Source organism: Brachybacterium sp. J144, from assembly GCF_036321705.1.
In the GTDB taxonomy this organism is placed as follows: domain Bacteria; phylum Actinomycetota; class Actinomycetes; order Actinomycetales; family Dermabacteraceae; genus Brachybacterium.
In genome coordinates this window covers 1-24,466 of sequence record NZ_JAZDCG010000035.1, presented here as the reverse complement: position 1 = coordinate 24,466, position 24,466 = coordinate 1, and the positions used below count along the sequence as shown (strand labels likewise).

General features: G+C 71.1%; 25 protein-coding genes. 12 read left to right on the top strand and 13 right to left on the bottom strand.

The features are described 5' to 3' along the window. Positions 1–265 precede the first annotated feature (265 nt). Positions 266–1,111, top strand: a complete 846-nt coding sequence (locus tag V1260_RS14580; protein ID WP_247425107.1) for an RCC1 domain-containing protein — start codon at positions 266–268, stop codon at positions 1,109–1,111. A 148-nt stretch (positions 1,112–1,259) separates the two neighbouring features. Here the strand turns inward: V1260_RS14580 and V1260_RS14575 are convergent, their stop codons facing one another. The 5 genes from V1260_RS14575 to V1260_RS14555 form a co-directional block, all read right to left on the bottom strand. Further along, positions 1,260–2,084, bottom strand: coding sequence for an SDR family NAD(P)-dependent oxidoreductase (locus tag V1260_RS14575; protein ID WP_126986488.1), 825 nt, complete (start codon positions 2,082–2,084; stop codon positions 1,260–1,262). After that, the gene (locus tag V1260_RS14570; RefSeq protein WP_329747546.1) at positions 2,081–3,037 is read right to left on the bottom strand and encodes an SDR family NAD(P)-dependent oxidoreductase; all 957 of its coding nucleotides are present in this window, start codon (positions 3,035–3,037) and stop codon (positions 2,081–2,083) included. Before V1260_RS14570 ends, V1260_RS14575 begins: the two co-directional genes overlap by 4 nt. Positions 3,038–3,039: 2 nt before the next feature. After that, positions 3,040–3,606 carry a TetR/AcrR family transcriptional regulator gene (locus V1260_RS14565; protein WP_012802027.1) on the bottom strand — a complete coding sequence of 189 codons (567 nt, stop codon included), beginning with the start codon at positions 3,604–3,606 and terminating at the stop codon, positions 3,040–3,042. Positions 3,607–3,802: 196 nt separating this feature from the next. Next, complete coding sequence (ychF, locus tag V1260_RS14560) at positions 3,803–4,888, bottom strand: redox-regulated ATPase YchF (protein WP_329747545.1); 1,086 nt, start codon at positions 4,886–4,888, stop codon at positions 3,803–3,805. 111 nt (positions 4,889–4,999) lie between these two features. Continuing rightward, positions 5,000–5,650, bottom strand: coding sequence for an NAD(P)-dependent oxidoreductase (locus V1260_RS14555; RefSeq protein WP_329747544.1), 651 nt, complete (start codon positions 5,648–5,650; stop codon positions 5,000–5,002). Between the two features lie 140 nt (positions 5,651–5,790). Here V1260_RS14555 and V1260_RS14550 point away from each other — a divergent pair, with 140 nt between their 5' ends. Together V1260_RS14550 and V1260_RS14545 are read left to right on the top strand one after the other, a co-directional pair. After that, positions 5,791–6,153, top strand: coding sequence for a winged helix-turn-helix transcriptional regulator (locus tag V1260_RS14550; protein ID WP_329747543.1), 363 nt, complete (start codon positions 5,791–5,793; stop codon positions 6,151–6,153). A gap of 59 nt (positions 6,154–6,212) precedes the next feature. Next, positions 6,213–7,400, top strand: a complete 1,188-nt coding sequence (locus V1260_RS14545) for a DNA recombination protein RmuC (protein WP_329747542.1) — start codon at positions 6,213–6,215, stop codon at positions 7,398–7,400. Positions 7,401–7,464: 64 nt separating this feature from the next. Here the strand turns inward: V1260_RS14545 and V1260_RS14540 are convergent, their stop codons facing one another. Beyond that, on the bottom strand, positions 7,465–8,469 hold the full coding sequence (locus tag V1260_RS14540) for a 4-hydroxy-3-methylbut-2-enyl diphosphate reductase (RefSeq protein ID WP_329747541.1): 1,005 nt from the start codon (positions 8,467–8,469) through the stop codon (positions 7,465–7,467). A gap of 200 nt (positions 8,470–8,669) precedes the next feature. On the opposite strand from V1260_RS14540, the gene xseA reads away from it, so the two are divergent. After that, positions 8,670–9,950, top strand: coding sequence for an exodeoxyribonuclease VII large subunit (gene xseA, locus V1260_RS14535; protein WP_329747540.1), 1,281 nt, complete (start codon positions 8,670–8,672; stop codon positions 9,948–9,950). After that, positions 9,947–10,219: an exodeoxyribonuclease VII small subunit gene (locus tag V1260_RS14530; protein ID WP_329747539.1), complete on the top strand. Its 273-nt coding sequence runs from the start codon at positions 9,947–9,949 to the stop codon at positions 10,217–10,219. The genes xseA and V1260_RS14530 overlap by 4 nt, the downstream gene beginning before the upstream one ends. Positions 10,220–10,305: 86 nt before the next feature. Here the strand turns inward: V1260_RS14530 and V1260_RS14525 are convergent, their stop codons facing one another. Beyond that, positions 10,306–10,890: a DUF4245 domain-containing protein gene (locus V1260_RS14525; RefSeq protein ID WP_329747538.1), complete on the bottom strand. Its 585-nt coding sequence runs from the start codon at positions 10,888–10,890 to the stop codon at positions 10,306–10,308. A 53-nt stretch (positions 10,891–10,943) separates the two neighbouring features. Here V1260_RS14525 and V1260_RS14520 point away from each other — a divergent pair, with 53 nt between their 5' ends. Together V1260_RS14520 and V1260_RS14515 are read left to right on the top strand one after the other, a co-directional pair. After that, complete coding sequence (locus V1260_RS14520; RefSeq protein ID WP_329747537.1) at positions 10,944–11,855, top strand: carbohydrate kinase family protein; 912 nt, start codon at positions 10,944–10,946, stop codon at positions 11,853–11,855. A 47-nt stretch (positions 11,856–11,902) separates the two neighbouring features. After that, positions 11,903–13,318 carry a class II fumarate hydratase gene (locus V1260_RS14515; protein WP_329747536.1) on the top strand — a complete coding sequence of 472 codons (1,416 nt, stop codon included), beginning with the start codon at positions 11,903–11,905 and terminating at the stop codon, positions 13,316–13,318. A gap of 180 nt (positions 13,319–13,498) precedes the next feature. Here the strand turns inward: V1260_RS14515 and V1260_RS14510 are convergent, their stop codons facing one another. The 3 genes from V1260_RS14510 to V1260_RS14500 all read right to left on the bottom strand — a co-directional run bounded on the left by V1260_RS14510 (position 13,499) and on the right by V1260_RS14500 (position 17,163). Next, entirely contained in the window at positions 13,499–14,419 is a 921-nt protein-coding gene (locus V1260_RS14510) for an endonuclease domain-containing protein (protein WP_329747535.1), read from the bottom strand. Positions 14,420–14,862: 443 nt separating this feature from the next. Then, entirely contained in the window at positions 14,863–16,173 is a 1,311-nt protein-coding gene (locus V1260_RS14505; protein WP_329747630.1) for a PhoH family protein, read from the bottom strand. A 231-nt stretch (positions 16,174–16,404) separates the two neighbouring features. Continuing rightward, on the bottom strand, positions 16,405–17,163 hold the full coding sequence (locus V1260_RS14500) for an isoprenyl transferase (protein ID WP_329747534.1): 759 nt from the start codon (positions 17,161–17,163) through the stop codon (positions 16,405–16,407). Between the two features lie 151 nt (positions 17,164–17,314). On the opposite strand from V1260_RS14500, the gene trhA reads away from it, so the two are divergent. Then, positions 17,315–18,085, top strand: coding sequence for a PAQR family membrane homeostasis protein TrhA (gene trhA, locus V1260_RS14495; RefSeq protein ID WP_329747533.1), 771 nt, complete (start codon positions 17,315–17,317; stop codon positions 18,083–18,085). 9 nt (positions 18,086–18,094) lie between these two features. Here trhA and V1260_RS14490 read toward each other — a convergent pair whose 3' ends face one another. Next, positions 18,095–18,484 carry a hypothetical protein gene (locus tag V1260_RS14490; protein ID WP_329747532.1) on the bottom strand — a complete coding sequence of 130 codons (390 nt, stop codon included), beginning with the start codon at positions 18,482–18,484 and terminating at the stop codon, positions 18,095–18,097. Next, on the bottom strand, positions 18,481–19,389 hold the full coding sequence (gene mca / locus V1260_RS14485) for a mycothiol conjugate amidase Mca (protein WP_329747531.1): 909 nt from the start codon (positions 19,387–19,389) through the stop codon (positions 18,481–18,483). Before mca ends, V1260_RS14490 begins: the two co-directional genes overlap by 4 nt. A 108-nt stretch (positions 19,390–19,497) precedes the next feature. Between mca and V1260_RS14480 the strand changes: the two genes are divergently transcribed. Both V1260_RS14480 and greA read left to right on the top strand, forming a co-directional pair. After that, positions 19,498–19,890, top strand: coding sequence for a DUF4307 domain-containing protein (locus tag V1260_RS14480; protein WP_329747530.1), 393 nt, complete (start codon positions 19,498–19,500; stop codon positions 19,888–19,890). 133 nt (positions 19,891–20,023) lie between these two features. Then, positions 20,024–20,512 carry a transcription elongation factor GreA gene (greA, locus tag V1260_RS14475; protein ID WP_329747529.1) on the top strand — a complete coding sequence of 163 codons (489 nt, stop codon included), beginning with the start codon at positions 20,024–20,026 and terminating at the stop codon, positions 20,510–20,512. A gap of 78 nt (positions 20,513–20,590) precedes the next feature. Here greA and V1260_RS14470 read toward each other — a convergent pair whose 3' ends face one another. Continuing rightward, complete coding sequence (locus V1260_RS14470; protein ID WP_329747528.1) at positions 20,591–21,835, bottom strand: AI-2E family transporter; 1,245 nt, start codon at positions 21,833–21,835, stop codon at positions 20,591–20,593. A gap of 128 nt (positions 21,836–21,963) precedes the next feature. Between V1260_RS14470 and V1260_RS14465 the strand changes: the two genes are divergently transcribed. Then, positions 21,964–22,731 (top strand): ABC transporter ATP-binding protein, encoded by a 768-nt coding sequence (locus tag V1260_RS14465; RefSeq protein WP_329747527.1) that lies wholly within the window; start codon positions 21,964–21,966, stop codon positions 22,729–22,731. After that, a complete protein-coding gene (locus V1260_RS14460) occupies positions 22,716–24,404 on the top strand; it encodes a hypothetical protein (RefSeq protein ID WP_329747526.1) in 1,689 nt (562 codons plus the stop codon). The genes V1260_RS14465 and V1260_RS14460 overlap by 16 nt, the downstream gene beginning before the upstream one ends. The last annotated feature ends 62 nt before the right edge of the window (positions 24,405–24,466 follow it).

Below are 24,466 nucleotides of genomic sequence, written 5' to 3'. Positions count from 1 at the left end.
CACCTTTGGAGAGCTATGTCCATAGGTCGGTGCTCGCTCACCGTCCCTCCGGCGCTCCCATGTGGGAGATCGGGACGATCACAAGCTCTCGAACGACTGCGAGCACCAGAGCTGTCACTACGGTCGCGGGAGTGCTGGAGCTCGTCCGAGTTCCGAGGTCGGTAACCTTGCCACGTCGCGCTGGGGCCACGAGACGGGCGTTGCCGCAACGACTGGTATGACGGCCTACGATCAGGTGGCGACGAGAACCGCGGAGGAGGCCCACGTGCGCACCGTACTCGCGGCCGGGAACCGGCACTCAGTGCTGCGACGCGAGGACGGGACCGTGATTGCCACTGGCAACAATCAAGCCGGCGAGTGTGACGTACTACCCTGGTCCGACGTCATCGCCGTAGCCGCTGGCAGCGTCCACACGGCCCGCAATACCGGCAAGTCTCACACAGTGGGGCTCCGAGCCGATGGGACTGCACTTGCTACCGGCTGGAGCGACGCCGGGCAGACCGCCGTCACGCAGTGGCGCGAGATCACGGCTATAGCCGCCGGCTGGAGGACCACCGTGGGGCTACGTGCCGACGGATCGGTCGTCGCCACCGGTCGCACCGCGGAAGGACAGTGTGACGTGCAGTTGTGGAGCGGGATCGTCGCGATCGCGTGCGGCGACTGGCACACAGTCGCAGTTCGACGCGACGGCACAGCCCTCGCAACTGGCAACAATCAGCGAGGGCAGACCGACGTCGCCCGGTGGACACACGTGTCCGGGGTCTCTGCCGGCTACCTGCACACCGTCGGCTTACACGAAGACGGCACCGTCGTCGCCGTCGGCGACGACAGCAGAGGCCAGTGCGAGGTGTCATCGTGGAGAAGCATCACCTCAGTGGCGGCCGGCTCCGTCCATACGCTCGCGCTGAGCCAGACCGGAAGGGTCTTCGGAACGGGCGACAACCAGTTCGGCCAGTGCGATGTCCAGTCATGGACCGGCATCACAGCGATCGCAGCCGGAGCGAGACACTCGCTTGGGCTGCGCGCCGACGGAACAGTCGTGGCTGCGGGCGACCACACCGAGCAGCAATGCAATGTCAACGCCTGGGCCACTCGACCACAGATGAACTGAAGTCCGGCATGCCCGGTAATCGACCGTCGATCACACGTTGAACCTCAACTCCACCACGTTCCGGTACGTACAGCCATCTGGTTCCGATCAGGGATCAAGGTCACTGAGACCGTTCACTTGCAGCCGAGGGAGTGTGGGCGCATGCTCTTCACCAGTCGATGCTGAGCATGGCCGCGCTTCGCCGCCAGTGCTCAACCGCGATACCGGCGTCGTAGGCCTGCCTGTTCGTGCGGCCGATCCGGCCCGGTGCACCGTAGTACTCCCCCGATGTCCACGCCCGGCCCGGTTGACCCTCGATGAAGTGCCGCAGGCGTGCTCCTCCCTGCTCTGGGGAGATCAGGAACGCCCTGAGCGCGCCGTGGTAGACGCGTTGGAAGTAGCTGTCTGTGTCCGAGGCGAAGTTCGTCGCGACATTGCCAGGATGGAATGCGACTGAGGAGAGGCCCCGGCCGTGGAAGCGCTCGTGCAGCTCCTTGGTGAACAGGATGTTGGCGAGCTTGGCGTCGCCATAGGCCTTGTTCGGTGAGAACCCCGCCCAGTTGTTCAGGTCCTCGAGGTCGATGTGGCCGAACAAGCGCGCGCCGATGCTGGAGGTATTGACCACGGCCGCGCGGCTGCCGATCAACTTGTCGATCAGCAGATGCGTGAGGAGGTAAGGGGCGAGGTGATTGACCTGGAAGGTCTTCTCGAAGCCGTCCTGGGTGACTGTCGGTCCGGAGAACATGCCGCCCGCGTTGTTTGCCAGCACGTCGATCCGCTCGCAGACCTCATTCAGCTCGCCGGCGAGGCGGCGTACGTCGTCGAGCCTGGCGAAGTCGGCGACATAGTGCTCGGCACCGGTGGCGGCGGCGACCGCGCTGGTCTTCTCCGGCGAACGCCCTACGAGGATCAGCCGTGCGCCGGTCTCCGCGAGCTGTCGGCTGGCTGCCGCGCCGATGCCGTCACTGGCTCCGGTGATGACGATCGTTCTCATCGGTTCTCCCTTCCTGGATTCGGGTCAGCAACGGAGGGGAGGAACCGGGCTGTGAGCGCTTCGACCGCCTCCCAGGCTTCACGCTCGCGCTGCCGGTCATAGGACGCCGGCGATGATGCAGCCACTCGGTCACGGTCGATATACGCGCCAGACGGGGCCGCAACCGTGCCGAGCACCGCGTCAGCCAGGAATCGCCCTGCCAGGCTGGGGGAGGTCGCCAGCGGAGTGAGCGTCAGCAGGGGCATGACCCGTCGCATGGCGAACCGGGAGATGGCATCGGCATCGCGTGCGAGGTCGGTGCCGGGCACGAAGCCCGGGTTGAACGAGGTGATCGTCAAGCCGGTCGGGAGTCGGCGCGCGTATTCGTGGACGAGGTAGATGGCGGCGAGCTTGCTGGTCGAGTAGGCGGCCCGCCCCGCTGTGCTGCCGCTCGGGTCGGGGAACGCTGCGGCCCGGGCCAGGGTCTCGACCGGGTGCCACTGCGGGCCCGGCACCATGCCGAGGTTGTGCCTCAGGTCGCCGAAGTGCGTGTCGCTGACCGTCACGACGACCCGCGCGCTGGGAGGCAGGTGCCCCTGGAGCCTCCGCAGCAGGACGTGGTTGGCCAGGACGTTGACCGCGAAGGTCGCCTCGAAGCCGTCCACGGTCTCGGTCAGTGCGTTCGTCAGCTGCACCCCGGCGTTGCAGACCAGCGCTCCGATCGGTGGCAGGCGGCCGGGATGCACCAGCTCCACCACCTCGTCAGCCGCCTCGCTCACGCTGCGCAGAGAGGACAGGTCGGCGCGGATGACAGTCACCGACCCGCCGGCTGCTCGCAACTCGTCGACCAGTGCCTGCGGGACGGTACGGCTCAGCAGCACCAGATGCGCCTGCGGGCGACCGGCGAGCAGGCGGCGCGCCGCCGTGCGGCCAATCCCGCGGCTCGCTCCGGTCATCACCACGGTCTGCTCCATCGTCATCGCCTCCGGGCCCTTCCGCCGGGACCCGGTTGGGCGGTGTCACCGGCGATGGCCTGGATCAGGAGTGTCACGTCGCTGCCCGGCAGAAGGTCGTCGTGTCCTGCGCCTTCCGCGAAAGCGACGCGGGCCAAGACCGTCCCCACGACCAGGTGCGCCGCGGATGCGGCATCGGCTCCCACGGCCTCGCCCCGTGCGGCAGCACGGTCGAAGATCGCCTCCAGGTGCTCCCGCGTCGGTTCGAGGATGCTGGTGCGCACGATCGCGGCGAGTTCTCGGTCATGCGCCGACTCGCCGACGAGCGCGACGAGTGTCGCGCCGATCCTGCCGGAGAGCACAGCACGCTTATGGGCCAGCAGCGCGCGCAGGTCTCCCTCCACTGTGCCGGTGTCGACGTCGTCCGCCTCGGCCTCGCCGATCTGACCAGCCGCGGCCAGCAGGAGCTCCCGCTTGGAGGGCCATCGGCGGTACAGCGTCGCTGTGGACACCCCGGCCCGCTTCGCGACCGCAGCGGTGGTCAGCCGGGCGTAGCCCTCGTCCGCGAGCAGAGACAGCACCGCCTCCATGATCGCCGGCGTCAGCTCAGCATTGACAGGGCGACCTGACGATCCTCCGAGTCCACCTGAGCCCTCTGTCATGACGATGCCCCGTCCTTTTGATACGAAATGGTTTCCTTTCATAAGGTACCCGCACTCGCCCTCCTACACAACCGAGCCCCGTGGATATTCGGTCCGCGATCCGCACGAAGGACGACCACAGACGTTAGACCGAAAATCTAAAATCCACCACGTCGCCGTCGCGCATGACGTACTCCTTGCCCTCCATGCGGACCCACCCCTTGGCCTTCGCCTCGGCCATGGAGCCGGCCTCCATCAGCTGGTCGAAGGAGACGATCTCGGCCTTGATGAAGCCGCGCTCGAAGTCGGTGTGGATGACGCCGGCGGCCTGCGGGGCAGTCGCGCCCTTAGGGATGGTCCAGGCACGGGACTCCTTGGGGCCGGCGGTGAGGTAGGTCTGCAGGCCCAGGGTGTCGAAGCCGACGCGCGCGAGCTGGTCCAGGCCCGACTCCTCCTGGCCGGTGGACTCGAGCATCTCGGCGGCCTCGTCGGCGTCGAGCTCGATGAGCTCGGACTCGAACTTGGCGTCGAGGAAGATCGCCTCGGCCGGCGCCACGAGCTCGCGCAGCTGCTGCTGCATGGCGGTGTCGGCGAGGCCGTCCTCGTCGGTGTTGAAGACGTAGATGAAGGGCTTGGCGGTCATGAGCTGCAGCTCGCGCAGCTGGGTGACGTCGATGCCGGCGTCCTTCGCCCCCTGGTAGAGGGTCTTCCCGGTCTCAAGCAGGGACTTGGCCTTGAGGACGTTCTCGAGCACGGCGGCGTCCAGCAGGCCGCGCTTGGTCTCCTTCTCCAGGCGCTGCATCGAGTTCTCGATGGTCTGGAGGTCGGCGAGGATCAGCTCGGTGGTGATGGTCTCCATGTCGCCGGCGGCGTCCTTCGAGCCCTCGACGCGGGTCACGTCGGGATCGGCGAAGGCGCGGGTGACCTGGCAGATGGCGTCGGCCTCGCGAATGTTGGCGAGGAACTTGTTGCCGAGGCCCTCGCCCTCGCTCGCGCCCTTGACGATCCCGGCGATGTCCACGAAGGACACGGTCGCGGGGATCAGCTTCTCGCTGCCGAAGATGCCCGCGAGCTGCGCGAGCCGCGGGTCGGGCAGGGGCACCACGCCGACGTTGGGGTCGATGGTCGCGAACGGGTAGTTCGCGGCGAGCACCTCGGCGCGGGTCAGGGCGTTGAACAGGGTGGACTTGCCGACGTTGGGCAGTCCGACGATTCCGATAGTGAGAGCCACGGTGCCCGATCCTACGGCGCGCACGGCCCATGGCGCAGGTCGGGGCCGACGGTCGGGGCGCCCAGCGGGCGCACCTCACACCGTCGGCCCCGGAACGCGGAGCCGGAGGGCTCAGTAGGCGACGTGGAAGCGGGCGCGGCGATGCGCGGGTTGCTGGATCTCGTCGACGATCGCGACGCCGAGGTCCTCGGCGGAGAGGGCCGAGTTGCCGTCGGCGTCGACGAGGAGCACGTCGTCGCTGGTCCGGTACGCGCCGGTGCGCTCGCCGGGGGCATAGGCGCCGAAGCCGCCCGCGGGGCTGACGAAGAACCAGTCGAGCCCGGTCTCGTCGGCCCGGAGGTCCTCGAGCACGGCGGTGAGCTCGTTCGCCTCGGCCTTGAAGGCGTCGGGGAAGTCGGGGGTGTCCTGCACCCGCGGGCCGCCCTCGGCGACGAGCGTCGAGCCGGCCCCGCCGACGACGCCGAAGCGCGCGCCCTTCTCGCCCGCGAGGCGGGCGACGGTGGCGTAGATGCCGCGCAGGACGCCGGGCTCGGCGAGCTCACCGCGTGGGGCGGAGGCGGCGATGACGACGTCGGCTCCCTCGAGAACCTCGGCGAGCAGCGCCTCGTCCCGCAGATCGCCCGCGCGGTGCGCGGCGCCGGTGGGGAGCTCCGCCGGGGCGGTGCGGGAGACGGAGAGGACGTCGTGGCCGCGCTGCGCGGCCTCCGTGACGATGCCGGTGCCGGCGTAGCCGGTCCCTCCGAGGACGACGATGCGAGCCATGGGGCTCTCCTTCCCGGCACTCCTGGTGCCGATTCGACGAAACGTCCACGACTTCTGCCGTGGACCTTGACGCTCACTCTAGGTAACCTTCTCTCCATAGGGAAGTACGCACTTTCCGGTAACCACCCCAGGAGCCCCTCATGCCCTCTCTCGCCTATGACCCCTACGTCCACGACTGCCCCTCCCGGCAGCTGCTGGACCGCATCGGCGACCGCTGGACGGTGCTGGTCATCGGCGCCCTCGAGGGCGGCCCGCAGCGCTTCTCCCAGCTCGCCCGCCGGGTCGACGGCGTGAGCCAGAAGATGCTCACCCAGACCCTCCGCGCACTCGAGGCCGACGGGCTGGTGCTGCGCACCGCGCACCCGGAGATCCCGCCGCGGGTCGAGTACGAGCTCACCGAGCTCGGCCGCTCCCTGCTCGAGCCGCTCGGCGCTCTCGTGGCCTGGGCGAGCGAGCACATGGGCGAGGTCCACACCTCCCGGGAGCTCGCCGCACAGCGCTGAGGACCCGCCCGCGGGCGTGGTGCCCCTCGTCCGTCGGACCCGCGTGATGTGCTGTCGGCATGAGCGGAACACAGATGCTGCTGGTGGGGATCGCGCTGGGCGCGCTCCTCGGCGCCGTCGCGACCTGGCTGGTGATGCGGGAGCGGGCGCGCACCCAGGGCGACGCCTCCGCGCAGCTGCTGCGCCTGGCCGACGAGCGCCACGAGCGCGATGCGGCCCGTCGCGACGCCGCGGAGCAGGAGCGCGAGGCCGAGCTGCAGCGCACCCTCGCCCCGATCACCGCGACGCTCGCCCATCTCGAGCGCTCCCTCGCGCGCTCCGAGGCGGCCCGGGTCGAGGCGGAGGGGGCGCTGCGCGCGCATCTCGGCGAGCTGGGCCGTCGGGCGCAGTCGCTCGAGAACGGCACCGCGGCGCTGACCTCGGCGCTGCGGGCGCCGACCGCGCGCGGACGCTGGGGCGAGGTGCAGCTCCGGCGGATCGTCGAGGCCGCCGGGATGCTCGAGCACGTCGACTTCTCCGAGCAGGCGGCCGGTGCGCGGGCTGACGGCGAGAAGGGACAGCGCCCGGACCTGGTGGTGCGCCTCGCTGGCGAGCGCACCCTGGTCGTCGACGCGAAGGCGCCGATGGACGCCTATCTCGACGCGATCGAGGAGCAGGATCCGAGCCGCGCCCGCACCCGCCGCACCGCGCACGCCCGGGCGCTGCGCCACCACGTCGATCAGATCTCGGCGAAGGCCTACTGGAAGGCGCTCGGCGACACCCCCGAGTTCACAGTCCTGTTCGTGCCGAGCGACGGAGTGCTCGCCGCAGCCCTCGAATCCGCACCCGACCTGCTCGAGCACGCCTTCGCCCGGGACGTGGTGATCGCCTCCCCCGCGACGCTCATGGCGCTGCTGCGCACGGTCGCGCACACCTGGCGCACCGAGTCCCTCAACCGCGACGCCCGCGAGGTGCTCGAGGCGGGCCGCGAGCTGCACCACCGGCTCGGCGTGTTCACGGCGCACCTGGGGAAGGTGGGGCGGTCGCTCGACTCCTCCGTCGCGGCGTTCAACGAGGCGGTCGGCTCGCTGCAGTCCCGGGTGCTGGTCACCGCGCGACGGTTCGAGGACCTCGGCCTCGCGGGCACCGCCGTCGACGAGATCGAACAGCTCACCCGGCGCGCGCGCACGCTCGAGGACGGAGAGATCGCGGATCTCGCGGATCCGCGCCGCTCGGAACTCGGCCGAGGGGGCCGCGCGGCCGGCTGAGCCGCTGCGTGTGACCGGCGAGCAGCGTGCGGTCGCGCCGACGAACGGCGCAACGGCAGCCCGGTCAGGACTCGGCGGTCGCCCGATCCCCCGAGGGCTTGGAGCGGCGGTCGGTCTCGCCCGCGGCCTTCATCTCCTGGCGCAGCTCGCGCGGCAGGGAGAACATGAGGTCCTCGGTCGCGGTGCGCACCGGCTTCACGTCGCCGTAGCCGCGCTCGGCGAGCTCGGCCAGCAGCTCCTGCACCAGCACATCGGGCACGGAGGCACCGGAGGTGACGCCCACGGTGCCGACGCCCTCGAACCACTCGTCCCGCAGCTCGGAGACGCTGTCGATGCGGTGCGAGGAACGGGCCCCGGCCTCGAGCGCGACCTCCATCAGGCGCACCGAGTTCGAGGAGTTCGGGGAACCGACCACGAGCACGAGATCCGCGTCCGGGGCGATCTTCTTGATCGCCACCTGCCGGTTCTGCGTGGCGTAGCAGATGTCGTCGCTCGGCGGGGCCTGCAGGGTCGGGAAGCGCTCCTTGAGCCGGTCCACCGTCTCCATCGTCTCGTCGACGCTGAGGGTGGTCTGCGAGAGCCAGACGACCTTCTCCGGGTCTCGGACCGTGACCTTGTGGACGTCCTCGGGCCCGTTGACGATCTGCACGTGCTCGGGTGCCTCGCCGGCGGTGCCCTCGACCTCCTCGTGACCCTCGTGGCCGACCAGCAGGATGTCGTAGTCCTGGCGAGCGAAGCGCACCGCCTCCTTGTGGACCTTGGTGACCAGCGGGCAGGTCGCGTCGATGGTGCGCAGGTTCCGCTGCTCCGCCATCTCGCGGACCTTCGGGGAGATGCCGTGCGCGGAGAAGATCACGAGCGAGCCCTCGGGCACCTCGTCGACCTCCTCGACGAACACGGCGCCCTTCTCCTTGAGTCGATCCACCACGAACTTGTTGTGCACGATCTCGTGGCGCACGTACACGGTCTCGTCGTAGTGCTCGAGGGCGCGCTCGACGGCGACGACGGCTCGATCGACGCCCGCGCAGTAGCCGCGGGGCTCGGCAAGGAGGACGGTTCCGCTGTTCACCCCGCCATCGTAGGAGACCCGCACCCCGGGCAGGGAGGCGGTGGGGCGAGACTCACCAACCCTCCACACCGACCCCGCCCGACGGGCACGTCTCCCCTGCTCGGAGGGTGCTTCGGATCGGTCCTCCCCACACCCCCTCCGTCCACATCGGCACCTGCCGCGACGCCGGCGTGTGGGTCGTGGGTGGCACAGTGGTGCCCATGACCGAGCAGCCCCCGCCCCTCGCCGCGACCGCCGCGCAGACCACCCCGGAGAACCCGTGGCCGCTGCGCCAGCTGTCGGTGAAGGTCGGGGAGTACGTCGCCCGCATGTCGCCCCTGTGGGTCGAGGGCGAGATCGTGCAGCTGAACCGTCGGCCGGGCTCGGGCCTCGCCTTCATGACCCTGCGGGACATCGACGTGGACATGTCCTTCTCCGTCCCGGTGCGGGAGCACGTGCTGCGTGCCCTCCCCGTCGAACCGGTCGCCGGCGCCCGTGTGGTGATCCACGCGAAGCCCACCTTCTGGACCAAGCGCGGCACCCTCCAGCTGGAGGCCGACGAGATCCGGCCCGTCGGTCTCGGCGAGCTGCTCGCCCGGCTCGAGCAGCTCAAGCGGACCCTCGCCGCGGAGGGGCTGTTCGAGACGAGCCGCAAGCGGTCGCTGCCTTTCCTGCCGCGCACCGTCGGACTGATCTGCGGGCGCGAGTCCGCCGCAGAGCGCGACGTCGTCGTCAACGCCCGCCGCCGCTGGCCCGCCGTGCGCTTCGAGATCCGCGAGGTCGCGGTGCAGGGGGCGAAGGCCGTCAAGGAGGTCTCCGCCGCGCTGAAGGAGCTCGACGCCGACGAGGCGGTCGACGTCATCATCGTCTCCCGCGGCGGCGGCTCCCTCGAGGACCTGCTCCCCTTCTCCGACGAGCAGCTGGTGCGTCTGGTCGCCGCGGCCCGCACCCCGATCGTCTCCGCGATCGGCCACGAGGTGGACACCCCGCTGATCGACCTCGCGGCGGACGTCCGCGCCTCGACCCCCACCGACGCCGCGAAGCGCGTGGTGCCGGACATCGTCGCCGAGGCCGAGCAGCTCGACCTCGGCCGCACCCGGCTGCGCGCCGCGATCCGCGCCCGGATCGAGCGGGAGCAGTCGGGGCTCGACGCGATGCGCTCGCGGCCCGTGCTGGAGAACCCCTCGAGCATCCTCGCGGGCCGCGAGGACGAGATTCGCTCCCGCATCGCCCTCGCCCGCACCCTCATCGGCTCCCGCCTCGACCGCGCCCGCGACGAGGTCGGCCACCTGGGCGCGCGGGTGCGCTCCCTCAGCCCGCTCGCGACCCTCGAGCGCGGCTACGCCGTGGTCCAGGCGCCCGATGGCACGATCCTGCGCCGTCCCGAGGACTCGACCGTCGGCGACGCCCTCTCCGTCCGTGTGGCAGGAGGCCGCTTCGGCGTGGAGCGCACCGAGACAGACCCCTACACCCCGCCCGCCGCCCCGAAGGAGCAGCCATGACCCAGACCCCCGAGACGTCCCCCGCCGAGACCGCCCCCATGCCTGAGGACGTCGCGGCGCTGTCCTACGAGGCCGCCCGCGACCAGCTCGTCGAGGTCGTGCGGCGGCTCGAGTCCGGGCAGGGCGGGCTCGAGGACTCGATCGCGCTGTGGGAGCGGGGCGAGATGCTCGCCCGCCGCTGCCAGCAGTGGCTCGACGGCGCCCGCGAGCGTCTCGACGAGGCCGTCGCCGCGCGCCGCGGCACGGACGGGAGCGGCGAGGCGGACTGACCTCGGTCGAACCGGCGACCGTCGGACGCAGACGCCGTCCGGCGACCCCGGCCGATGCGGCGATCAGCGCCGCGGAGTCCCGCGGCTCAGGCGATGTCGGCGAGCGCGGCGTCCATGAGGGCGCGCAGCTCGGCGTCCTCCACGTCGCCGTGCACCAGGAGCCCGAATCCCTCGCCCTCGCAGGCCAGGGCCCGCACGGCGCTGCCGTCCTGCTCGCCCGCCAGCTGCTGGCACGAGGCGCCGTCGATCTCCACCTCGGCCTCGACGACCGCCCCCGGCACGGCGGCGGAGAGCATGGTCGCGCTCAGCTCCGCCTCCTCGGTCAGGGTCACGAGGCGACCGCTCGGCGCCGTGTACTGCACCCGCCAGCTCGGCACCTCGCCCCCGGTGAAGCGGGCATCGCGCTCCGCCCACTCCTCCCCTATCTCCGGGGCGGCGACGGGGAAGTCCGCGGCGTCCTGCGCACGCTCGGCACTCGCGGCGACGTCCAGCTCCGAGTTCTCGAGCACCTGGCGGTCGCCGCTGTCCCCCACGCCGAAGAAGGTGATCCCGATGATCACCACGACACCCATGGTGAGCAGCAGCGCCCACACCATGTTGCGCAGCACCGTGTTCTTCCGGGACGGCAGCTCATAGTGGGACTTCTGGGGGGCTTCGGGCGGTTCCTGCATGGACCCATTGTCGCCGTGTCGCCTCGTCCGGCGAAACCTGACATGATCCGGGGGTGACTTCCACCTTCCTCACCGTCGGAGAAGCCCTCACGGACATCGTCGTCTCTGCCGACGGCACGCGCCGTGAGCACCCCGGCGGCTCCCCCCTGAACGTCGCCGTCGCCCTCGGGCGCCTCGGCCACACCTCCCATCTGCTCACCCGCATCGGCGCCGACGCCCGCGGCGACGCGATCCGCGCCCACCTCGAGCAGTCCCGCGTGCAGCTCACCCCGGCGAGCTCGACCGCGGAGCCGACCTCGACCGCCGAGGCAACCCTCGATGCGACCGGCGCCGCGACCTACGTCTTCGACCTGACCTGGGCCCCGGACCCCACGGGCGCCCCGTCGGCCGTCGACGCGGTCCACACCTCGTCGATCGCGGCGGTCCTCGACCCCGGCGCCGCGACCGTCCGGCAGGTGCTGACCGCCGCCCGCGAGACCGCGACCATCAGCTACGACCCGAACGCCCGGCCGAGCCTCATGGGCTCCCCGGAGGGAGTCCGCGCCCGGATCGAGGAGAACCTGCGGCTCTCCGACGTCGTCAAGGCGTCCGACGAGGACGTCGCGTGGCTGTACGGCACCGAGGACATCGAGGACGTCGTCGCGTCCTGGCTCGACCTCGGCCCGCGCCTCGCCGTGATCACCCGCGGCAGCGAGGGCGCCGTCGGCTTCGCCCGCAGCGGCCGCGTGCAGGTCGCGCCCGTCGTCGTCGAGGCCGTCGACACCGTCGGCGCCGGCGACACGTTCTCCGCCGGGATCCTCGACGCGCTCGCCGCGAAGGGCCTCCTCGGCGCCTCGGGCCGCGAGGCGCTCGCAGCCATCCCGTCGGACGACCTCGCGACCGTGCTGCGCCGCGCCGCCGCGCTCGCCGCCATCACCGTCTCGCGCGCGGGAGCGAACCCGCCGTGGAGCCACGAGCTCGCCTGATCCGGCGACCCGACGACCAGACCGCTCACCCCCGAGGGAGGAACCTGATGACCCCGACCACGCCCGCCGCCGCGCAGGACGAGTACCGCATCGAGCACGACACCATGGGTGAGGTGCGCGTCCCCGCGTCCGCCCTGTACCGGGCGCAGACCCAGCGCGCCGTCGAGAACTTCCCGATCTCCGGCCAGGGCCTCGAGCCCGCCCACATCCACGCGCTCGCGCAGGTGAAGAAGGCCGCGGCCCGCGCCAACAAGGAGCTCGGCGTCCTCGACGGCGCGATCGCCGACGCGATCGTCGCCGCGGCCGACGAGGTCATCTCCGGCGCCCACGACGACCAGTTCCCGGTCGACACCTACCAGACCGGTTCCGGCACCAGCTCGAACATGAACATGAACGAGGTGCTCGCGACCCTCGCCTCGCGCGGCGACCTCGAGGTGCACCCCAACGACCACGTCAACTGCTCGCAGTCCAGCAACGACGTGTTCCCCACCTCGGTGCACGTGGCCGTCACCGCGGGCGTCGTCGAGCACCTGCTCCCCTCCCTCGCCCACCTCGCCGAGTCCCTCGAGGCGAAGGCGGAGGCGTGGAAGGACGTCGTCAAGTCCGGCCGCACCCACCTCATGGACGCCACCCCGGTCACCCTCGGCCAGGAGTTCGGCGGCTACGCGGCCGCGGTCCGCTACGGCATCGAGCGGGTCGAGGCGGCCCTGCCCCGCACCGCGGAGGTCCCCCAGGGCGGCACCGCCGTCGGCACCGGCATCAACACGCCGATCGGCTTCCCGCAGAAGGTCATCGCGAACCTCGCCGAGCAGACCTCGCTGCCGCTCACCGAGGCCCGCAACCACTTCGAGGCTCAGTCCGCGCGCGACGGCCTGGTCGAGATGTCCGGCGCGCTGCGCACCATCGCCGTCTCGATCACGAAGATCTGCAACGACCTTCGCTGGATGGGCTCCGGCCCCAACACGGGCCTCGGCGAGATCGCGATCCCGGACCTGCAGCCCGGCTCCTCGATCATGCCCGGCAAGGTCAACCCCGTCATCCCCGAGGCCGTGCTGATGGTGTGCGCGAAGATCGTCGGGAACGACGCCGCGATCGCCTGGGGCGGCGCGCAGGGCGCCTTCGAGCTCAACGTGCAGATCCCGCTCATGGGCACGAGCCTGCTGGAGTCGATCCGCCTGCTCGCCAACGCCTCCACCGTGCTCGCCGACAAGACGGTGGACGGTCTGGTCGCCAACGAGGAGAAGGCCCGCTTCTACGCCGAGGCCTCCCCCTCGATCGTCACCCCGCTGAACAAGCTCATCGGCTACGAGTCCGCCGCGAAGATCGCCAAGCACGCCGTCGCCGAACGGATCTCCGTGCGCGAGGCCGTCATCGCGCTGGGCTTCGTGGAGCGCGGTGAGCTCACCGAGGAGCAGCTGGACAGCGCGCTCGACGTGCTCTCCATGACCGCGCCGAAGGCCTGATCCCGGGCGGTCTGCCGGATCGCGCGGCCGCGAGGTCGCAGGTTGGACGCAGGGAAGGCAAGTTGCACATATCTGCAGCTCGCATCACCGGCGTCCAGTCGTGCGCGCCCCTCCCACGCCCGCATGACCGCCCTGCACGCCCCGGCACCGGCCATCGGCACCCGCCCCTCCCGCGCCCCCTCAGGCGGACAGCGCCGCGGAGTGCCGTCGCTGCCGCAGCAGGACCTGGAGCATTCTCGACGTCTGCTCCCATTGGAGGAACACCTGTTCCCAGGTCAGACGCGTGACTCGATAGCCCCTCACGGAGAGGGCGAGGTCCCGCCGTCGATCCTCGGCGTACCGCACCGGATCGTCGTGGAACCTGCGACTGTCGCACTCGATCACCCAGTTCACCCCCACGAGGAGATCGACGCGGACATCGGGCAGCAGCTGCACCTGGCTCCGCACCTTCACGCATCGGCCCTCGAGCCACCAGCGCACAGCGGTCTCGGTCCCGGACTGCGCGTCGGAGCGCACCCGTCGGAGCGGCCGACCGTATCTCTGCGGCAGTCCGTCGAGGAGCACCCGCAGCGCGTTGGCGTCCAGCAGCCCCAGGTCGAGGGCGGACTCCAGGAGGATCGCCGCATCGACCGTCGGCAGACAGCGGGCGGCATGGTCCAGCACACGGGAGATGTCCGGGACCGGGTTGTCATCCGGCCAGGCCCGCAGGCTCGGTGGGTGCAGGACGATCGGCTGCGGACTGAGCGGTGAAGGGGTCGAGGTGAGGTCCACGAGGGGAACCAGCTCGGCTGTTGCCGGATCCCGGCGGCGTCGGATGGGCAGCGCGCGGGGCGCCGGCTCCGGCATCCGCACGACTCGCGGGCGAAAGGCGTGGACTCCTCTGCCCATCGGGGTCCAGAGCCCGTATAGCGCCGCGGCGTCCAGGCAGGTGGGACGCAGCCCTTGCTCGAGGAGCGCGACGAGGTCCGGGGGCGCCTCCGCCGTCACGTACCACTCCCCGGCCGAGCGGATCACGCCCGACCGCTTCAACCGACGCCGCTCCGCCGGATCCGGAACCCGGTCGGGCAGCTGGGACGCGTGGACGACTCCTGTGACCTGCATGTGCTGATCGCATCACCGATTCGGCGACGAGTGACGCGCGAGAGCGAACTTGTGGATCATCGCCCTCTGGGGAGGATCGGTTCTCGAGTCGGCGGTGGCGGTAGCGGTAGCGGCGCAGTCGCGGCAGGCGCGGTAGTGGCAGCGGCAGCGGGCGGGGTGGAGCGCGGGCGGGGTGCGGCGTGGGCGCGGTGGTGTCGGTCGCAGGGCGGGCGCGAGAAGGGGTGGGAAGGCGCGGGGCGAGATGCTCCGACGGGACGCCGGTGATGCGAGCTGCACATATACGCACGTCGCATCACCGGCGTCCCGTCCCCACTCGGACAGCAGCACGGGCGAGACGGGACGGGGCCAGGCGGGGCGGGGCCAGACCGGGCGGGGCCAGGCGGCACGGGCCAGGCGGGGCGAGACGCCACGCCAACCAGCCCAGCCCAGCCCGCCCCACCCCGTCAGGGGATCGGCTCGTCCAGGACGTGCGTGACCAGCTCCGCGACCTTCGACCGCTCGGAGCGCTGCAGCGTGATGTGAGCGAAGAGGTCCTTCTCCTTGAGCGCCTCGACGACGCTCGCGATCCCGTCGTAGCGGCCGATGCGCAGGTTGTCGCGCTGGGCGACGTCGTGGGTGAGGACCACGCGGGAGTTCTGGCCGATCCGCGACAGCATCGTGAGCAGGACGTTCCGCTCGAGGGACTGGGCCTCGTCGACGATCACGAACGCGTCGTGGAGGGAGCGGCCGCGGATATGGGTCAGCGGGAGCACCTCGAGCATGCCGCGGGAGAGCACCTCGTCGATGACGTTCTGGGAGACCATCGAGCCGAGCGTGTCGAAGACGGCCTGTCCCCAGGGGCCCATCTTCTCGGACTGGTCGCCGGGGAGGTAGCCGAGCTCCTGCCCGCCCACGGCGAACAGCGGCCGGAACACCATGATCTTTCGCTGGGTGCGGCGCTCGAGCACGGCCTCGAGGCCGGCGCAGAGGGCCAGGGCGCTCTTGCCGGTGCCGGCGCGGCCGCCGAGGGAGACGATGCCGATCGACTCGTCCTGCAGCAGGTCGATCGCCACGCGCTGCTCGGCCGAGCGGCCGGCGACGCCGAACACCGTCTGATCGCCCTGGACCAGGCGCACCTGCTTCTCGCGGGTGATGCGGCCGAGCGCCGAGCCCCGGGGGCTGGTGATCGTGAGCCCGGTGTGGACGGGCTGGTGCGCGACCTCAGGGATGTCGACGACCTGTCCGTCGTAGAGGTCGGTCATGGTCTGCTCGTCGACGGAGGCGGTGACCATGCCGATGTAGCCGCGGTCGCGGGCGAGCTCGGCGCGGTACTCCTCGGCGTGGATGCCGGAGGCGGAGGCCTTGATCCGCATGGGCAGGTCCTTCGAGACCAGCACCACGTGCTTCCCCTCGAGCTGGAGGTTCTTGGCGACCGCGAGGATGCGAGTGTCGTTGTCCCCGAGACGGAAGCCGTCCGGCAGCGAGGAGGTGTTCATGTGGTTCAGCTCGACGTGGACGTGCCCCCCGTCCTTGCCGATCGGCAGCGGCACCGAGAGGTTGCCGTGCAGCTCGCGCAGGTCGTCGAGGATGCGCAGGGCCTGACGGGCGAAGTAGCCGAGGTCGGGATGGTGGCGCTTGGCCTCGAGCTCGGTGACGACGACGATCGGCAGCACGATGTCGTGCTCGGCGAAGCGGTGCAGCGAGAGCGGGTCCGAGAGCAGCACGGAGGTGTCCAGCACGTACGTGATCACGCCGGTCTCGACGCCGTCGAGCATCTGCTGGGCGCTGCCGGGACGCAGCGAGGGCACCACCGGCGAGCCATCCCGGTTGGCCGCGCCGATCACCCCCCTGTCCAGATCGGTGCTGGTGGTGATGATCTGATCCATCGGAGCCTCCCCGAATCGCGCGGATGACTGGACCTTAGCCCCCCGCGCACCCGATGTCGGGCGCGTCACACCGCGCGGCGCGGGGACGTTCACCGAATCGTCATCTGGGAGTTCCTGGGCTCAGGCCCCGAAGCGCCGCTCCCGACGGCAGAACTCGCGCAATGCGCGCAGCAGGTCGATGCGACGGAACCCCGGCCAGTAGGTCTCGCAGAACCAGAACTCGGAGTGCACGGACTGCCAGAGCAGGAAGCCGGAGAGCCGCTGCTCCCCCGAGGTGCGGATGATGAGGTCGGGGTCGGGCTGGCCGCGGGTGTAGAGGTGCTCGGCGATGGAGCCGACGCTGATGGCCTCCGCGATCTCGTCGGCCCCGAGCCCGGCGGAGCCGAGGTCGCGGACCAGCTCCCGCACGGCGTCGACGATCTCCTCGCGGCCGCCGTAGCCGATCGCGACGTTGACGGTGAGGCGGGAGTCGACGCTCGCGGCGCCGCGCAGCTCCTCGAGGTGCTCCCGGATCCGCGCGGGCAGCGCCTCGGCATTGCCGGTCAGGCGCACGCAGTGACCGGCCGCGGTGATCTGCCGGACCGTGTCGGCGATGATCCCGTAGAGGGCCTCGAGCTCCTCGGGCGGGCGGCGCAGGTTGTCGGTGGAGAGCATCCACACGGTGACCAGCGGGATCTCGAGCGCCTCGCACCAGGAGAGGAACTCGACGATCTTCGCGGCGCCGACGCGGTGGCCCTGCTCGGTGGTGGCCCCGGCGGCCTTCGCCCAGCGCCGGTTGCCGTCGACGATGATCCCCAGGTGCTGCGGGAGCGAGAACGCACCGAGCTCCCGCGCGAGGCGTCGCTCGTAGATCCTGTGGAGCAGTCCCTGCTCGGCCATCGCCACCTCCGCTCCCCGACGTCCCACCCGACCATTATCGACGACGTCGGCCCCGGCGCGGCCCGTTCGCGGGAGCGGACCCCGAATCCTCACGGGATGCGCACAGCACAGTCCCTGCCGTGGTTACGGGTCCGTAGGTTACGCTTCCGTCATGCACACCGGCACCCGCACCTCGGCCTCCGAGATCCCGCCTCTCGAGGCCGACGAAGACCTGCCCACGGCCGAGTCCCACCCCTTCGCCCCGCGCACCTTCACCCGTGCCATGGCCGCCCGCGCGCACCAGCTCGGGCTGCAGCTGCCTAAGCCCCGCCTGCGCGGCATGCTCCACCTGATCGCCTTCCCCACCACGCTCGTGATCGGCCTGCTGCTGGTCGCCCTCGGGGACACGTTGTCGATCCGTCTGGCCTGCGCGGTCTTCGTGCTGACCGCGGCGCTGCTGTTCGGCATCAGCGCCGTCTACCACCGTGGGACCTGGTCCCCGCGCCGCGCGATCATGCTGCGCCGTTTCGACCACGCGAACATCTTCCTGATCATCGCGGGCACCTACACGCCGATCGCCGCGGCGCTGCTCGAGCCTCGCCAGGCCCTCACGCTGCTGGCCATCGCGTGGGGCGGGGCGATCGTAGGGGTGTGCTTCCGGATCTTCTGGACCGGGGCGCCGCGCTGGCTGTACGTCCCGGCCTATGTCGCGCTCGGCTGGGTCGCGGTCTTCTACATGCCGCAGCTGCACGCCACGGGCGGCTGGCCCGTGGTGATCCTGCTGGCCGCGGGCGGCCTCGCCTACACCGCGGGAGCAGTCGTGTACGCGCTCAAGCGGCCGAACCCGTCCTTCGCCTGGTTCGGCTTCCACGAGATCTTCCACGCCGGCACGATCGCGGGTTTCGGTTGCCACTTCGCGGCCGTCGCGGTCGCGGTGATCTGAGGGCTCGCCTCAGCGCTGCGGATCCTCCGGGGCCGACGGGGGCTCCTCGGCCCGGGGCTCCGGCGCCTCCGCCGACGGGCTCCGCTCCGCCGCGGGCTGCTCGGCCCGAGGCTCCGGCTCCTCCGCCGACGAGCTCCGGTCCGCCGACGGACTCCGGTCCGCCGCGGCCTGCTCCTGCTCCTGCTCTTCCCGCATTCGCTCCTCGACGCGCGCCCGCGCCTGGATGCGGCGCGTGCGCCGCGAGAGGTCCATGGCCAGGAGCACCACGACGACCGCGAGGACGAAGGCCGCGAAGAACCCGGGCAGTCCCGGCGAGACGGTCACGGAGTTCATCTCCCCGCCGTCGGAGGGGGCGGCGAGCACCTCGCCGAGAACGAGCAGCGCCTCTGCACCGGTCACGGGCGGGCCTCCAGCGTCTCGTGGCGGAGTCCCGCGAACAGGTCGTCCTCGGGCAGGCGCACCCCGATGCGGGAGATGTGCAGCTCGTAGTCGTCGGTGCCCCAGGCCACCGTCTCGACATCGTGCGGCACCTGGAAGAACAGACCCTCGGGGTCGACCTGGGTGGCATGGGCGCGCAGCGCCTCGTCCCGCACCATGAGGTAGTCGCGCACGTCGACCCGGGTGGTCAGCAGGCGGTCCCGGCTCTCGTCATAGCGCGCCAGCATCTGCTCGAGGGACTCCTGGCGGATGCCCTGGGAGATCAGATGCCGGTTGATCGCCGAGAACCGCTGCCGGTTGAACCCATTGATGTAGTAGAGCTTCGCGACCTCCCACGGCTCGCCGAGCTCCGGGGCGTAGTCCGGATCGGCGGCGAGGTCGAAGGCGGCGAGGCTGATGCGGTGGACCTGGATGTGGTCCGGATGCGGGTAGCCGCCGTTCTCGTCGTACGTGGTCATCACGTGCGGGCGGAGCCGGCGCAGCGCCTCGACGAGCGGTCGGGCGGCCTCCTCGACGGGGAGCGCCGCGAAGCTGCCCTCGGGCAGCGGGGGCAGCGGATCCCCCTCGGGCAGGCCCGAGTCGACGAAGCCCAGCCACTCGTGGTCCACGCCCAGGATCTCCTGCGCGCGCGCCATCTCCTGCCGGCGCACCGCGGGGAGGTCGCGGGCGATCTCCTCGTCACCCTGGAGCCGAGGATTGAGGATGTCGCCGCGCTCGCCGCCGGTGCAGGTGATGACGGTGACCTGGACTCCCTCGCGGGCGTAGCGCGCGGTGGAGCCGGCACCCTTGGAGGACTCGTCGTCCGGATGGGCGTGGACGGCGACCAGACGCAGGGTCTCGTCGGGGGCGGGCAGCTGGACGCTCACGTCTCTCCTCAGGGTCCGGGGCGGACCCGGGCACGGGACTCGCCAGCGCCCGATCGTACGCCACGGTCCCGAGCGGAGTCCCGGGCGGGGTCTGGGAGACTGGACGCCATGAGCTCCGTCCCCTCTCGCCCGACCGATCGCTACGGCGCCCCGCTGGTCTCCCGGCGAACGGCCCGGATCCTGGGCGCCGTCGCGTCCGTGCTCTTCGTCGTCGGCGTGATCGTGGTGGGAACGTGGATCTCGCGCACCCCGGTGCGCTACGACCTGGTCTCCTACGAGCACCTCGCCGACGATCGCCTCGAGGCCACCTTCGCGGTGACGATGCCTCCGGGCACCGCGGCGGACTGCCGAGTGCAGGCGCTGAACGAGGGACGCGCCCAGGTGGGCTTCGTGGAAGTGCGGATCCAGGCGCAGACCGAGCGCACCACCTCGCACACCGTCGAGATCTCGACGCAGGGCAGCGCCGTGTCCGCCGAGGTCATCGGATGCGATCCGGTGTAGCATGCTCCGATACCGGTTTTCGGACCGGTCATCATCACCCGACCACGGGGCGCATGATCACATGTGCCCCGTTCTTCGCGTCAGGGACGTTTCCGCCCCGGCGCCCGAGGGACCACTGACAAGGAGTGAACCCATGAGCAGCCAGCCGAATGGCGCCTGGCTCACCCAGGATGCCTACGACCGCCTCGTCAAGGAGCTCGCCGAGCTCGAGGGGCCCCGTCGCACCGAGATCGCCGAGCGCATCGCCGCGGCTCGGGACGAGGGCGACCTCAAGGAGAACGGCGGCTATCACGCGGCCCGCGAGGAGCAGGGCATGAACGAGGCCCGCATCACGGACCTCAAGCGCCTGCTCAAGGACGCCGTGGTGGGAGAGGCCCCGAAGGACGACGGCGTGGTCGAGCCCGGCATGGTCGTCACGATCACCATGGCCGGCAAGGAGCGCACCTTCCTGCTGGGCAACCGCGAGATCGCCGAGGGCACCGATCTCGAGGTCTTCTCGAGCGACTCGCCGCTGGGGTCCGCGATCCACGGCTCGAAGGTCGGCGACTCCGTCGACTACACCGCGCCGAACGGCAAGTCCCTGCCGATCGAGATCACGGCCGCCACGCCCTACGTGCCCTGATCCCCCGATCCGACCGGACCGCCCGGGGAGGCGGTCCGGTCGGATCCCCCGCTTCCGGAGGCCACCGGTTCCCGACGCTCAGGCGTCGGAACCGGTGGCCTTCTGCACGACGGCCTGCGTCGCGCGGCGCACCGGGTTCTCGGGGCGCGGATCCTGTCCGGTGGCCGGGACCCGGCCGCGGCGCAGCGCGTCGAAGTGCGCGGCGGCGGCCTTGTCCACGCCCAGCTCGGGGCTGGGATCGCGGCCGACGACGTGCAGCAGGGTGGCGTTGACGAAGGCGATCAGCGGGATGGCGAAGAGGGCACCGGGGATGCCGGCCACCATCGCGCCGCCCGCGACGCCGAGGAAGACGGCGAGCGGGTGCAGCTCGACGGCCTTGCCCATGAGGAAGGGCTGGAGGACGTTGCCCTCGAGCTGCTGCACCGCGAGCACCACGGCGAGCATGATCAGCGCGCCGACCCAGCTGTGCAGCACGAGGACGAGGAGCACGGCGATCGCGCCGGAGAGCACCGCGCCGACCAGCGGGATGAAGGAGAACAGGAAGACCAGCAGCCAGATCGGGACGGCGTAGGAGCCGAGCCCGAGGCCGAGCATGCCGATCGCGATGCCGGTCGCGTCGACCGCGGCGACCAGGATCTGGGTGCGGACGTACGCCGAGAGAGCCTTCCAGCCGCGGCGCACCGCCTCATGGGTGGGCACGCGCGCCTCGGGCGGCAGCAGCCCCACCACCCAGCGCCACACCGTCGACCCGCTCGAGAGCAGGAAGAACAGGGTGAACAGGGTGACGATGATGCCGGTGGCGAGGTTGCCGAGCACCGCGGCCGTGGACAGCGCCGAGTTCACCAGCTGGTCCGCGTTCTGCTGCAGCTGGGCGAGGCCCTCGTCGATCGCGGAGTCGATCGTCGAGTTGCCGATGTTGAAGGTCGTTGTCACCCAGTTCATGACCGCCTGGAAGCCGGCGATCGCCTGGGCCTGGATGGAGCCCCACTGCGCGATCAACTGCCGTCCGGCGAGGGTGAACATGCCCGCGATGACGAGCAGCAGGCCCAGCAGCGCCACCCCGCTCGCGGCGCCCCGGCCGAGGAAGGTGTAGCGCGTGAGCGCCTTGACCACGGGGGTCAGCATCACGGCGAGCAGGATCGCGATGAGCACGGGGATCATCAGGCCCGAGACCTGGATCAGGCCCCACATCAGCAGCGCGCCGGCCGCGACGATCACCAGCAGCCGCCAGGACCATGCCGACAGCCGACGGATGCCGATCGGGATCTCGGCGACCTCCTGGGCGACCGCGGGTCGCCTCTCGCTCGGGCGCAGCTTCGACATCGTCTTCCCTCCTCCGGGCCGGTGCGGCCACCCGCACACTCTACGGGGCGCTCGGGTCCGACGAAGGTCGCCCCCGCGCTGGCCGAGCGACGGTGCGGGGGCCTCTCCCCCGCCGATAGCGTGACCCCATGCACAGCGATCCAGCCCCCGCCTTCTCCCTGCGCGGCCTGCGCAAGTCCTTCGGCGGCACGGAGGTGGTCCACGGGATCTCCCTGGACGTCCCGCGCGGCTCCTTCTACGGCATCGTCGGACCCAACGGGGCCGGCAAGACCACCACCCTGTCGATGGCGACGGGCCTGCTGCGCCCGGACGACGGCACCGCCGAGGTGCTCGGCGTGGACATGTGGGCGGAGCCCGAGAGGGCGAAGGCTCATCTCGGGGTGCTGGCCGACGGTCTGCGCACCTTCGACCGCCTGACCGGCCGGGAGCTGCTGACCTACGTGGGCCTGATCCGCGGCATGGAGCCCGCGGTCGTCGAGGAGCGCACCGACTCCCTGCTCGCGGCCTTCGACCTCGCCGGGGAGGACGGCAAGCTGGTCGTCGACTACTCCGCGGGCATGACCAAGAAGATCCTGCTCGCCTGCGCCCTGCTGCACGCCCCGCGGCTGCTGGTCCTCGACGAGCCGCTCGAGGCCGTCGACCCGGTCTCCGCCCAGGTGATCCGCACGGTGCTCACCTCCTACGTCGCGGGCGGCGGCACGGTCGTGCTCTCGAGCCACGTGATGGAGCTGGTGGAGGGCCTCTGCTCGCACGTCGCGATCATCGCCGGCGGCGAGCTGCGTGCCGCGGGCGCCCTCGACGAGGTACGTCGCGGCGGCAGCCTCGTGCAGACGTTCATCGACCTGGTCGGCGGCGGCGAGGTCGCGGAGGGGAGCCTGGCGTGGCTGCAGTCCTGACCCCTGACGCCGTCGAGCACGGCACCGTCCCCGCGCGCGACCTGATCCGGCTGTCCCTGCGCTTGAAGTGGACGCTGTGGAAGCGGTCGTACCGCAAGAACGTCGGCAAGATCGTCGGCGTCTCCATCGGCGTGCTGTACGCCCTCGGCGGCCTCGGATTGCTCGTCTTCCTCTTCCTCAGCACCACGGTGCTCTCCGGCGAGGGCTCCCTCTTCCCGATGATCGCGCGCGGCCTGGGCGTGCTCACCGTGCTGCTGTGGTTCCTGATCCCCGTGTTCGCCTTCGGGCTCGATGACACCCTCGACCCGCGCGCCTTCGCGGTCTACCCGCGCTCCGCGAAGGAGCTGCAGCCGGGCATGCTCGCGGCCGCCGTGCTGTCGATCCCCAGCCTGTTCACCCTCGCCGCCCTGCTCATCGCCACGGTCTTCGAGGCGCTGTGGCTGGTGCTCTACGGCCCCGGGGCCGTCGGCATCGCCGCCGGGCTGATCGCCCTGCTGCCCGCGAACCTCGCGGGGTTCGTCCTCTGCCTGCTGCTGCCCCGCGCCTGGTTCGCGCACTCCGCGGCCCGCTCCAGCTCCCGCTCCGGCCGGGAGATCGGCGGTGTGATCGGGATGATGGTCATGTTCGCGGCGATCTACGGCTTCTCCCTGGGGGCGCAGCGGATCGGCGACATCGACGGCGCGATGCTCATGCGCTGGCTGCCCCGCGTGATCGAGGGATTCGCCTGGACGCCCTTCGGTGCACTGTTCGCGGTGCCGATGGACCTCGCCGAGGGCCGCTGGCTGACGGGACTGCTGCGCGCGGTGATCGGCGCGGCCGCGATCGTGCTGACCTGGCTGTGGTGGCGACGCTCGATCGACGTCTCGCTCACCTCGGCGCTGACCGGCGATGCCTCCTCGGGGAGCACCAGGGTCACCTCGCTGGTGCCGCCCTTCGTCCCCGCCGGCCCCTTCGGCGCCGCGATGGGCCGCGCCCTGCGCTACTGGCGGCGCGACACCCGCTATCTCGCGGCGATCGGCATCTACCCGCTGATCGTGGTGTTCCTCGCGGCGATGGGGCTGATGCTCCCCGAGTCCCGCCCGATGATGATGGGCATGGCCGTGTTCATGGCCGGGCTCAGCGGCATCAGCCTCTCGAACGAGCTGGGCTTCGACGGCCCCGCCGGCTGGGTGCAGATCGTCGCGGGGATGCCCGCGCGGGCGAACCTCCTGGGCCGCGTCGCGGCGATGGCTGTGATCATGGTCCCGCCGCTGATGGTGGTGATGATCGTGCTGCCGCTGCTGTACGGGCTGCCGTCGCTGATCCCGCTGGTGATGATGGCTTCGTTCGGCACGATGCTCGGCGCCTGGGGCCTGTCGATGCTGATCTCGGTGCTGATGCCCTACCCGTCCTCCGCGCCGGGCACCAACCCGATGAAGGACAAGTCCGCCTCGAGTGCCAACGCCATGCTGTCGATGGGCATCGCGATGGTCGCGATCTTCATCCCGCAGCTGCCGACGATCGGCGTCGGCATCTGGGGCGTCGTCGTCGGGAGCCTCCCGCTGCAGCTGCTCGCGGGCGTCCTGTCGCTGATCCTCGGCGGCCTCGCCTTCTGGATCGGGATGCGCCTCGCGACGGCGCGCCTGGACGCGCGCTACCCGGACCTCTTCCAGAAGGTCAGGGACCACATCTAGATGAGGGGGCCGGGGGTGGGGACCCTTCAACACGAGCGAAAGAGAGGCAGTAGCTTCAACAA

Coding starts and splice junctions, on each gene's coding strand:
- V1260_RS14570 (WP_329747546.1), bottom strand. CDS start 3,037: ATGGAGCAGACCGTGGTGATGACCGGAGCGAGCCGCGGGATTGGCCGC.
- V1260_RS14500 (WP_329747534.1), bottom strand. CDS start 17,163: ATGGCCGAGCAGGGACTGCTCCACAGGATCTACGAGCGACGCCTCGCG.
- V1260_RS14515 (WP_329747536.1), top strand. CDS start 11,903: ATGACCCCGACCACGCCCGCCGCCGCGCAGGACGAGTACCGCATCGAG.
- V1260_RS14555 (WP_329747544.1), bottom strand. CDS start 5,650: ATGGCTCGCATCGTCGTCCTCGGAGGGACCGGCTACGCCGGCACCGGC.
- xseA (WP_329747540.1), top strand. CDS start 8,670: ATGACCGAGCAGCCCCCGCCCCTCGCCGCGACCGCCGCGCAGACCACC.
- V1260_RS14510 (WP_329747535.1), bottom strand. CDS start 14,419: ATGCAGGTCACAGGAGTCGTCCACGCGTCCCAGCTGCCCGACCGGGTT.
- V1260_RS14565 (WP_012802027.1), bottom strand. CDS start 3,606: ATGGAGGCGGTGCTGTCTCTGCTCGCGGACGAGGGCTACGCCCGGCTG.
- V1260_RS14465 (WP_329747527.1), top strand. CDS start 21,964: ATGCACAGCGATCCAGCCCCCGCCTTCTCCCTGCGCGGCCTGCGCAAG.
- V1260_RS14545 (WP_329747542.1), top strand. CDS start 6,213: ATGAGCGGAACACAGATGCTGCTGGTGGGGATCGCGCTGGGCGCGCTC.
- greA (WP_329747529.1), top strand. CDS start 20,024: ATGAGCAGCCAGCCGAATGGCGCCTGGCTCACCCAGGATGCCTACGAC.
- V1260_RS14470 (WP_329747528.1), bottom strand. CDS start 21,835: ATGTCGAAGCTGCGCCCGAGCGAGAGGCGACCCGCGGTCGCCCAGGAG.
- V1260_RS14575 (WP_126986488.1), bottom strand. CDS start 2,084: ATGAGAACGATCGTCATCACCGGAGCCAGTGACGGCATCGGCGCGGCA.
- V1260_RS14550 (WP_329747543.1), top strand. CDS start 5,791: ATGCCCTCTCTCGCCTATGACCCCTACGTCCACGACTGCCCCTCCCGG.
- V1260_RS14525 (WP_329747538.1), bottom strand. CDS start 10,890: ATGCAGGAACCGCCCGAAGCCCCCCAGAAGTCCCACTATGAGCTGCCG.
- V1260_RS14480 (WP_329747530.1), top strand. CDS start 19,498: ATGAGCTCCGTCCCCTCTCGCCCGACCGATCGCTACGGCGCCCCGCTG.
- trhA (WP_329747533.1), top strand. CDS start 17,315: ATGCACACCGGCACCCGCACCTCGGCCTCCGAGATCCCGCCTCTCGAG.
- V1260_RS14505 (WP_329747630.1), bottom strand. CDS start 16,173: ATGCTCGACGGCGTCGAGACCGGCGTGATCACGTACGTGCTGGACACC.
- V1260_RS14530 (WP_329747539.1), top strand. CDS start 9,947: ATGACCCAGACCCCCGAGACGTCCCCCGCCGAGACCGCCCCCATGCCT.